General features: G+C 60.6%; 7 protein-coding genes and 4 pseudogenes. 9 read left to right on the forward strand and 2 right to left on the reverse strand.

What is annotated here, in order from left to right; translation table 11 throughout:
- Nucleotides 1–230 precede the first annotated feature (230 nt).
- The 5 genes and pseudogenes from NKI18_RS33005 to NKI18_RS33500 all read left to right on the forward strand — a co-directional run.
- Nucleotides 231–1,112 (forward strand): tyrosine-type recombinase/integrase, encoded by an 882-nt coding sequence (locus NKI18_RS33005; RefSeq protein WP_353022005.1) that lies wholly within the window; start codon nt 231–233, stop codon nt 1,110–1,112.
- 10 nt (nt 1,113–1,122) lie between these two features.
- Nucleotides 1,123–2,321, forward strand: a pseudogene (locus tag NKI18_RS33010) (IS91 family transposase).
- 390 nt (nt 2,322–2,711) lie between these two features.
- Nucleotides 2,712–2,945: pseudogene (gene tnpB, locus NKI18_RS33015) on the forward strand (IS66 family insertion sequence element accessory protein TnpB); the annotation flags it as partial.
- A gap of 69 nt (nt 2,946–3,014) precedes the next feature.
- Nucleotides 3,015–3,914 (forward strand): annotated as a pseudogene (gene tnpC / locus NKI18_RS33020) (IS66 family transposase); the annotation flags it as partial.
- Between the two features lie 68 nt (nt 3,915–3,982).
- Nucleotides 3,983–4,153 (forward strand): annotated as a pseudogene (locus NKI18_RS33500) (IS66 family transposase); the annotation flags it as partial.
- A 262-nt stretch (nt 4,154–4,415) separates the two neighbouring features.
- On the opposite strand, the gene NKI18_RS33505 reads toward NKI18_RS33500, so the two are convergent.
- The gene (locus NKI18_RS33505; protein ID WP_502900803.1) at nt 4,416–4,775 is read right to left on the reverse strand and encodes a transposase; all 360 of its coding nucleotides are present in this window, start codon (nt 4,773–4,775) and stop codon (nt 4,416–4,418) included.
- Between the two features lie 212 nt (nt 4,776–4,987).
- Complete coding sequence (locus tag NKI18_RS33510) at nt 4,988–5,578, reverse strand: transposase (RefSeq protein WP_502900804.1); 591 nt, start codon at nt 5,576–5,578, stop codon at nt 4,988–4,990.
- Between NKI18_RS33510 and NKI18_RS33030 the strand changes: the two genes are divergently transcribed.
- The 4 genes from NKI18_RS33030 to NKI18_RS33045 all read left to right on the forward strand — a co-directional run.
- Nucleotides 5,519–6,772, forward strand: a complete 1,254-nt coding sequence (locus NKI18_RS33030; protein WP_353022008.1) for a methylaspartate ammonia-lyase — start codon at nt 5,519–5,521, stop codon at nt 6,770–6,772. The genes NKI18_RS33510 and NKI18_RS33030 overlap by 60 nt on opposite strands.
- A 15-nt stretch (nt 6,773–6,787) precedes the next feature.
- A complete protein-coding gene (locus NKI18_RS33035) occupies nt 6,788–7,939 on the forward strand; it encodes a CaiB/BaiF CoA transferase family protein (protein ID WP_353022010.1) in 1,152 nt (383 codons plus the stop codon).
- Between the two features lie 136 nt (nt 7,940–8,075).
- The gene (locus tag NKI18_RS33040; RefSeq protein ID WP_353022013.1) at nt 8,076–8,978 is read left to right on the forward strand and encodes an HpcH/HpaI aldolase/citrate lyase family protein; all 903 of its coding nucleotides are present in this window, start codon (nt 8,076–8,078) and stop codon (nt 8,976–8,978) included.
- Between the two features lie 128 nt (nt 8,979–9,106).
- On the forward strand, nt 9,107–9,173 hold a 67-nt coding region (locus NKI18_RS33045), incomplete at its 3' end, for a LysR family transcriptional regulator (RefSeq protein ID WP_353022016.1).

Raw genomic sequence — 9,173 nt, forward strand, 5'->3', positions numbered from 1 at the left:
GAGCCGCCCTGACGGGCGTCAGGGCGGCTCCGCCACATAATCTCGCCCGACGCATAAGAACGGTTGGACTAACCCGCTCCGCGATTGCGGAGCGGCAAGGAGGGTGTGTGCCGCCGGAGTGGTGTTGATCGCGTCGTCTGTCGCTCTGGTCATGTGTCCACAACAAGCTCCGACTGCGTCAGCAAGAAGTGGCTGCTTGCAGCCCATTCCATCCGACAAAGGAGCTTATCATGACCCAACTTCGCCAGCGCATGAGCGAGGACATGGAGGTGCGCAACTTCGCGCTCAACACCCAGCTGTCGTATCTGCAACAGGTGTCGCTGTTCGCCCGCTATTTTAGCAAGTCGCCGGACTTGCTCGGGCGCGAGGACATTCGGACCTATCAGTTCTATCTGACCAACGAGAAGAAGCTGGCGCCCGGCTCGATCCACATCGCCATTGCGGCGCTGCGCTTTCTCTACAAGGTGACGCTCGAAAGGGACTGGGCGCTTGAAGAGGTCCTGCCGCTTCCCAAGAAGCCGCAGAAGCTGCCGATCATCCTCAGTCCCGAGGAGGTTCAGCGGTTCCTCGGTTGCGTCCTCGACGTCAAACACCACGCCATCCTGACCACTTGCTATGCCGCCGGCTTGCGCATCTCGGAAGCGGTTCGGCTGAAGCCCACTGGCATCGACAGCCAGAGAATAGTCATTCGCGTCGAGCAGGGCAAAGGCCAGAAGGACCGCTACGTGATGCTGTCGCCCAAGCTGCTGGAGATCCTGCGCAACTATTGGAAGGTGCGCCGGCCAAAGGCGTGGCTCTTCCCCGGCGATCGTGCCGACCAGCCGATCACCAGGGATGCCGTGGGACACGCCTGCGCGAAAGCGCGCGACCGCTCCGGCTTGTCCAAACCGGTCACGCCCCACAGTTTGCGGCACGCCTTCGCCGTCCATCTGTTGGAGGCCGGCGCCGACGTGCGCACCATTCAACTCTTGCTCGGTCACCGCAGCCTCGCGACCACCGCCCATTACCTGCGGATTGCCACCAACAAGGTGTGCGCCACGTCGAGCCCTTTTGAGCTCTTGCCGCGTCCGGCGCCCATCCTGCCGCCACCCGCCAAGCCTCAGTACTTCTGAGCTCGCTTCGATGGCCCGCTCGGGGCCGGAAGTGGCGGATATCTTCCGCTGCTACGGAGAAGCCTATCGCGAGCAGCATGACGCGTCGCTGTCGACCGCCCAGCGCCGCGTCATGACGGCGATCGAACTGTGCCGGACCGCCGCGCTCGGCGGGCACGTCGAAGCGTGCGATCACTGCGGCCATAGCCGCATTGCGTTCAACAGCTGCCGCGATCGTCATTGCCCCCGCTGCCAGTCGCTGACCCGCGCGCAATGGCTGTAGGATCGTCGCGCCGAGCTTCTCGACACGCAATACTTCCACGTCGTCTTCACGCTGCCGGAGCCCGTTGCCGCCATTGCCTATCAGAACAAGGCACTCGTCTACGGTCTTCTCTTCCGCGCCACCGCCGAGACCATGCGCACCATCGCCGCCGACCCCAAGCACCTGGGCGCCGAGATCGGCTTCTTCGCCGTGCTGCACACCTGGGGCCAGAACCTGCTCCATCATCCGCATCTGCATTGCGTGGTCCCAGGCGGCGGCCTTTCTGCCGACGGCGATCGATGGATCGCCTGCAAGCCCGGCTTCTTTCTGCCGGTCCGGGTGCTCTCACGCCTGTTCCGACGATTGTTCCTGGAGCATCTGGAGAAAGCCTTCGACGCCGGCCAGTTGAAGTTCTTCTCTGACTTGCAGGCCTTGAGCGAGCGCGATACGTTCCGGCGCTATCTGGCACCGCTACGAAAGGCCGAATGGGTCATCTATGCCAAGCCACCCTTCGCCGGTCCCGAACAGGTCCTCGACTACGTCGGCCGCTATACCCACCGCGTCGCCATTTCCAACAATCGCCTCGTCGCCATCGAGGACGGCAAAGTCGCCTTCCGCTGGAAGGACTATCGGCACGGCAGTCGGCAGAAGGTCATGACCGTCGCGGCCGACGAGTTCATTCGCCGCTTCCTGCTACACGTCCTGCCCGAGGGCTTCCATCGCATCCGCTATTACGGCTTCCTCGGCAATCGCTATCGCGCCAAAAGCTCGCCTGCTGTCGTGACCTGCTCGGCATGCCAGTTCCAGAGCCGTCGGACAGCCGATCCGCAAAGGACTATCGCGACCGCTACGAGGACCTCACCGGGCATTGCCTGAGGCAATGCCCCGCCTGTCGTCAAGGCCAGATGATCATCATCGAAACATTCGACGGCGTCACCGGACGCCCGCCATACCAGGATACGTCGTGAAGCAGGGGCGTCGCTTTCGTTGTCATCAAATCGCGCCGGCCCGCTCGGAAGCCAAACTGAGCCGGTCCTGCAAAAGTGTGCGCCGTCACCACCGGCAAGCTGTCCCAGGCAGGCCGCGGCGCCGATCCTCACATGCCGGAACCGATATCCGTGCCGCTTTCGGCGCACCCACGCCTCAATCGCCGCGTCCGCACCACCAAGAGATGCCTGTGATGGGTGCGGCCACAATTGAAAACCCATAGCGGCCACCCGTGCCGGCGGCTTAGTCCAACACGTTTTTAGCTCACCGCCGCGATCGGCCTCAGTACGCTCTCGCCACCGGCCTTTCTGCGCGACGCCAAGCTAAAAACGCTCTGCATTATGTGGCGCGCCACATAACCGTTCAGCGGCGCGGTTTACGTCTTCCGCGCCAAGCGGATGGACTGGATCAAGCTGATCTTCTGGGACGGCACCGGAGTTTGGCTTTATGCCAAGCGCCTGGAGGACGGCGAGTTCCGCTGGCCGAAAGTGCATGACGGCGTCATGCGGCTGACGGCCGCGCAGCTGTCGGCGCTGCTCGAAGGTCTCGACTGGCGGCGGGTCCATGAAGCCCGCCGGACCCGCGTTCCGGTGCAAGCGGGCTGATCCGCGACCAAGTGAATCAGGCCGGATTCCGCTGTCGCCCGGCGTCGGCGAATATGGTCTGATCCGGTCATGGCGATGACTGCGGACCAGCTTCCCGACGATCCGGACGCGCTGAAGGCGATAGTCCTGGCGCGCGACGGCGAGAATGCACGGCCGATCCAGATCATCAAGGGATTGCAGCGTCACCGCTTCGGCCGCCGCGCCGAGACTCTTTCCGAGGATCAACTATTGTTGGGGCTTGAGGAAGCCGAGCAGATCGAGGCCGCCGGCGAGGAAGAGAAGGATCAGTCTGCTCCCGCCGAGCGCCAAGCAAAGGCTGCGAACGCCGAACGAACCGGGGCGCGCTGCCAGACCATCTCCCTCGCATGGAGATGGTCTTCGACATCGAGGACCATGCCTGCCCGTGCTGCCGCAACGGTCTGCACAGGATCGGCGAGGATGTGAGCGAGCGGCTCGACATCGTGCCCGCGCAGTTGCGTGTGATCGTCGTCCGGCGACCAAAATATGCATGCCGGGCATGTGAAGATGTGGTCGTGCAGGCTTCCGCGCCGGCCCGGCTGATCGAGGGCGGCCTGCCGACCGAGGCGACGGTCTCCCAGATTCTGGTCTCCAAATATGCTGACCACCTGCCGCTCTATCGTCAAGCGCAGATCTACGCCAGGCAGGGCATTAATCTCGATCGCTCCACGCTCGCCGACTGGGTCGGCCGCGCCGCCTGGCATCTGCGCCAGGTGCACGAGCGGCTGCTTGCAAGGTTGAAGACCTCGCCGAAGCCTTTGCCGACGAGACCACGGCACCCGTGCTCGATCCCAGCCGCGGCAGGACAAAGACCGGGCAACTCTGGGCCTATGCGCGTGACGACCGGCCATGGGACAGGAGCGACCGCCGGGCGTGGCGTATCTCTATGCACCGGACCGAAAGGCCGAGCGTCCGATCGCCCATCTCACGGGCTTTGATGCGGCGCGGCAATCAAAGTGAGAGCGCGTATTGCCTCGCCCAAGAGTGTTCCCAAAGAACCATGCCGTTGCCTCACTCGGATGTTCTCGATTGCCTCACCTTTTAGGGAGCAGTTCAGGCGAGGCAATGCGCCTCTCTCCCAGATTGTCGCGCTATACTTTGACGGAATCCTGCAGGTCGACGGATATGGCGGCTATCGGGTGCTCGCCGACAAGAGAGGCGTCACGCTCGCGTTCTGCTGGGCACATCTATGGACGCCCCCGACTTTGCAAGGACTTTTAAGTGGTTCTGGCGACACCTGCGGCTGCAGTCATCTATTCGGCCTCTTCGATGCGACGCACCCTGCGTCACCGGGCTTGATGGTACATCCGCGAACCAGCTCCCAATCACGTTGCGCGAACTCGAGTTCGATGCGCCCAACGGGTTTATCTGGTCCCGGTAAGCCCGGTCCTGCCATCACTCCCTTGTTTGTCCTCGCAACCGCTTCAGCCCGTCCCCAGACTGCTTCTTTAGTCAGGCTGTCCTCTGAGCGGGGGCGCCGTATGTGCCGCCAAATCGCAGCAATGCCCAAACGATGCGGGCGGTCTTGTTGGCGATCGCCACAACTGCGACGTTGGCCGGACGGCGGTCCCGCCGCCTGGCGAGCCAGGTCCAGGCACGGCCTCGCCAGTGCATCAGAGAACGGCTTTCGTGAATCAGGAGTTTGCGCAGGTAACCATTGCCTCGCTTGCTGATCGAGCCGAGTTGCTCTTTGCCGCCTGTGGAATGTTGCTTCGGAACTAAGCCCAGCCAGGCGGAGAAGTGGCGCCCGGACTTGAAGTCGGCCGGACCGCGCATTGACGATACCAGCGCGCTGGCGGTGATGATGCCCACTCCCGGAATGGTCATCAATCGACGACAGGCGCCGGAACTCTTTTGCGACGGATGCCAGATCGCTGTCGATCTTCACGAGCTTGGTCGTCACCTCCCTCAATTGCTCAATGAGATAACGCAGCGCATGCCGCGCAACGGACGGAATTCGAGCCTCCGTCTCGTCCTCGATCAGAACGGTCAGCAGGCCGATATTGTGCGCGCGGTTGAGCCAATCACGCCGAATTCGGCAAGGTGCCCACGAATTGCATGATTAGTTGCGTCCTCTGGCGGACCAGCATCTCCCTAACGCGGTGAATCACCATCTGTTGCATCTCCGCCTCGATGGGGACGAAACGCATTGTCGGTCGCGTAACCGCTTCGGAGATCGCCTCAGCATCGGCTGCATCGTTTTTGTTCGTCTTGACGTAGGGTCGCACGTGCGCGGGTATAAGGCGAACATCATGGCCTATGCTCCGCAACAGCCGCGCCCAGAAGTGTGCGCCGGGACAAGCTTCAACGCCAATCAGGCATGGCGGCAGTTCTCGAAAGAATCGTTCGACCTCCTCGCGTTTTAACTTGCGTAGGTGGCCAAGACTACAACGGCCCGAAGCTTCGAGATGATAGGAGTCAGCCATCTGAAAACGCGATGGGACCGTCCGGGACATTATATTGGCTAACGCAATGTCAAATGACGCATAGTTGTAGGAGGTGGATCGAACTGATCCGCTGGTCAATGCAGTCTGGTCGAACTCGAGCGAAATCAAGTGCAAATCAAAGATGTCGTTCTCGCGCCGGGAAATGGCGCGTTTTTCTATGACGATCAAGCCGCTATCAGGGGTGGCGCAACCCTGGATAGTCTCATCTATCTGGGCGAGCCGATAACGCCTGGGTTCACGTCAATTCGCGTTCCGGCATCTTCGCTCAGCATCGGGCTTAGTCTCACCGACGGCACCGTCGTATGGGGCGACATGATGGGTGTTCAGTACTCTGGGGCCGGCGGACGCGACCCTTTGTTCGAAACTGCTCAAATCTCGGATTTGACGTCGCGGGTTATGGTGCCGCGGCTTCTCGATGTCGATGCGTCTCTCTATCTTGATGCCTGCGCAAAGGTTTTCGAGCCCTTCGAACATCAACGGTTACCTATGGCTGTTGAGTATGGCGTGAGCCAAGCTCTTCTTCGTGCAGCGGCCCATCTTGAGCGCATGACAATGGCCGAAATCATATGCGCGGAGTTTGATCTGCCGCTACCGAAGTGCCGCGTCCCGATTTACTGCCAGAGCGGCGATGCTCGAGAAATCAACGTGGACAAAATGATCCTAAAGGCGGTGGATGTGCTTCCCCACGGCTTAATCAACTCACGGCAGAAATTCGGCGTCGACGGCCAGACCTTCATGGGGTTCGTGAAGTGGGTTGCTACGCGTACGCGCGAAATCGGCCGCCCGGGGTATCATCCGGTGCTGCATTTCGATGTGTATGGCTGGATCGGCCAGGAAATCGGCCTGGAGCCGCAACGCATCGCCGACTTTATCTGCAAGGTTGCAGATACCGTTCCGGATTTCACGCTCAACGTCGAGTGCCCGGCGGATTTTGGTTCTACGCAAGCTCAAATTGAGAACTACGCCAAGATCGTATCAATTTTGGACAACCGGGGTTCCAGCGCGCGCATTGTCGTGGATGAGAGATGCAATACGCTTGAGGATATTCGGCTATTTGCCGAAGCCAAGGCCACGCATCTCGTTCAAATCAAGACCCCCGATGTCGGCTCAATCGCCGACACAGCGCGTGCCGTTCTCCTTTGCAAGGCCAACAAGGTCGGAGCGTATGTCGGAGGAAGCTGTACCGAGACTGATCTCTCCGCCCAAGCCTCTGTCCACGTATCGGTGGCGACCCAGGCCGACATGATGCTCGCAAAGCCCGGAATGGGTGTCGATGAGGCATTCTCAATTGTTGGGAACGAACAGAACCGATTGCTCGCGATGCTGAACCGTCGTCGAGCTCAAGCCGAAAATGTCGGATGAAACGCACGGTGTCGCATGCAGAATTGCCTTGAGGGGATCACTGTCGTAGCCGTGGAGCAGGCCGTTGCTGCGCCTTACGCATCGTCTCGGCTTGCCGACGCCGGCGCCCGGGTGATCAAGATCGAGAGGCCCGAAGGGGATTTTGCCCGGAACTACGACAAGTTGGTGCGGGGACAGAGTGCTTACTTCGTCTGGCTCAACCGGGGCAAGGAGTCGGTTTGTCTGGACCTGAGGTTGGAGATGGACCGCGAGGTCCTCGACACGCTCATTGCCAATGCTGACGTCTTTATCCAAAATCTGAAGCCCGGCAGTATCGAAAAACTGGGTTTCGCGTCTGCGGATCTCCGTCGGCGTTTTCCGCGGCTGATCACCTGCGATATCTCGGGTTTCGGGGAGAAAGGGCCGTATTCCCATTTGAAGGCTTATGATCTCATCGTCCAGGCCGAAACAGGTTTGTGCGCGATCACCGGTACCCAACAGGGACCGGCTAGGGTAGGGGTGTCGGTTTGCGACATCTCGGCAGGTATGACGGCACACAGCGCCATTCTTCAGGCGCTGTATCACCGCGAGGTCACCGGCGAGGGGACAGGCATTCAGGTGTCCCTGTTCGATGCCGTCGCCGACTGGATGAACGTACCAGTTCTGCAACACGACTACAGCAGCTACCGGACGGTACGCGCCGGTGTGAAACACCCGTCACTGGCGCCATATGGCGCCTATCGTTGCGCCGACGGCAAAGATGTCATCTTCTCGGTCCAGAATGACCGGGAATGGGTGAACTTCTGCGGGAAGTTCCTGAGGCAGCCCGAGCTCACACGCGCACCTGGTTTTGCCGACAACATGGAGCGCCTCGGTCATCGTGCGCAACTTGATGAGATCATTGAACGGCGCTTTTCCGAACTGTCCTGCCACGAAGCAATGCAGGAGCTTGAGGCGGCTGGTTTGGCATATGGCCGACTGAACGAAGTGGCGGATATTTCAAAGCATCCCCACGTCCGCAGGGTCGAGGTTGGCACACCTGAAGGAACTGTAGAGACAATAGCGCCGGCGGCGATCTTCAACTCTGAGCGCCCCTCGCTGCGCCCAGTTCCGGCTCTTGGCGCGCATACGGAGACTGTCCGGGAAGAGGTTCTGGGGCGTTTGCGCGAAGGAGCCGCGTCAGCGTGAGCGCGCCTCTTATCGGTAAGGTGGGCGCGCTCGCGATTTACAAACAGCGTGACTGCTCCTTGCCCTCCCAGTGCAACGGCGGCCCAGCAAGCTCACTGCCACCGCACTGGCTAAAATCGACCGCAGAGGCGACTCCATGATCAGGGATACCGTTCCAGCCGTTGAAAGCGCGATGTCTTTACCCCGCTGGAGATCCCTGCTCTTCGTTCCCGCTCACGCTCCGCGCTTTGTGGAGACGGCCCATGAGCGCGGTGCAGATGGCCTCATACTCGACCTCGAGGACTCCGTTCCCCAGGATCAGAAGTGTGAGTCACGGCGGCAACTTCCTGAATCCGTGGCAAAGGTGGGCCGCAAGGGCAAATGGGTTTTGGTCCGCGTGAATCGTGGTTTGCGCGCCTTGGCGGCCGATCTCGATGCAGCCGTGATGGCGGGTGTTGACGCACTTGTTCTTCCGAAGACGGATTCGGCAGAGTGGGTTTTAGAGATCGCGAATGCGGTTTCAGAACTTGAACGAGAAAGAAATCTTCCGCTGGGACGCATCCGGTTCCTTGCCCAGATCGAGACCCCGGGCGCCTTGCAAAGGGTCGCGGCCATTGCGTCGGCGCATCCAAGGATGGTCGCAATGGCGCTGGGTCCTGAAGACTTCAGTGCCGCTGTCGGCAGCGCCCCGGAATTCGACCTTCTCTTGACGCCGAACCTTTCTGTTCTGTTTGCCGCCCGCGCGGCCGGCTTGCTGCCGCTGGGCTTCATAGGAAGCATCGGCGAGTTCTCGGACACGCATAAGCTTCGTGAAGTCGCGGTGCATGCGCGGCGCCTTGGCTTTGCCGGAGCTTTGGCGATCCATCCGACACAGGTGACCATATTCAATGAAGCTTTCTCGCCAAGCACACAGGAAATCGAGTGGGCCCAGGGTGTCCTCGCGGCGGAGGAAGATGCCGCCACGCGTGGCCTGTCTGCATTCTCGTTGAATGGCAAGATGATTGATCCGCCAGTAGTGCGGCGCGCCCACGAGATCCTGGCACTCGCCAGCAATAACTGACCTGCCTTTAATCAACTGCCGGACAGTGTCTTCGAGCCATAGTACGACAGTTTTGTGGCTTGCCTACCATCTCGTTTCGAGATAGATGTGAAGCACTGGGGATCATGCCCCGGTTGGATTTGTTGATTGTGGACATCAGGCAGTTAAGATACTTTGTCGGCGTCGTCGAAGCAGGTAGTTTCACGAGGGCAGCTG

The sequence above is a fragment of the Mesorhizobium sp. M0800 genome, from assembly GCF_040320095.1.
GTDB lineage: Bacteria > Pseudomonadota > Alphaproteobacteria > Rhizobiales > Rhizobiaceae > Mesorhizobium.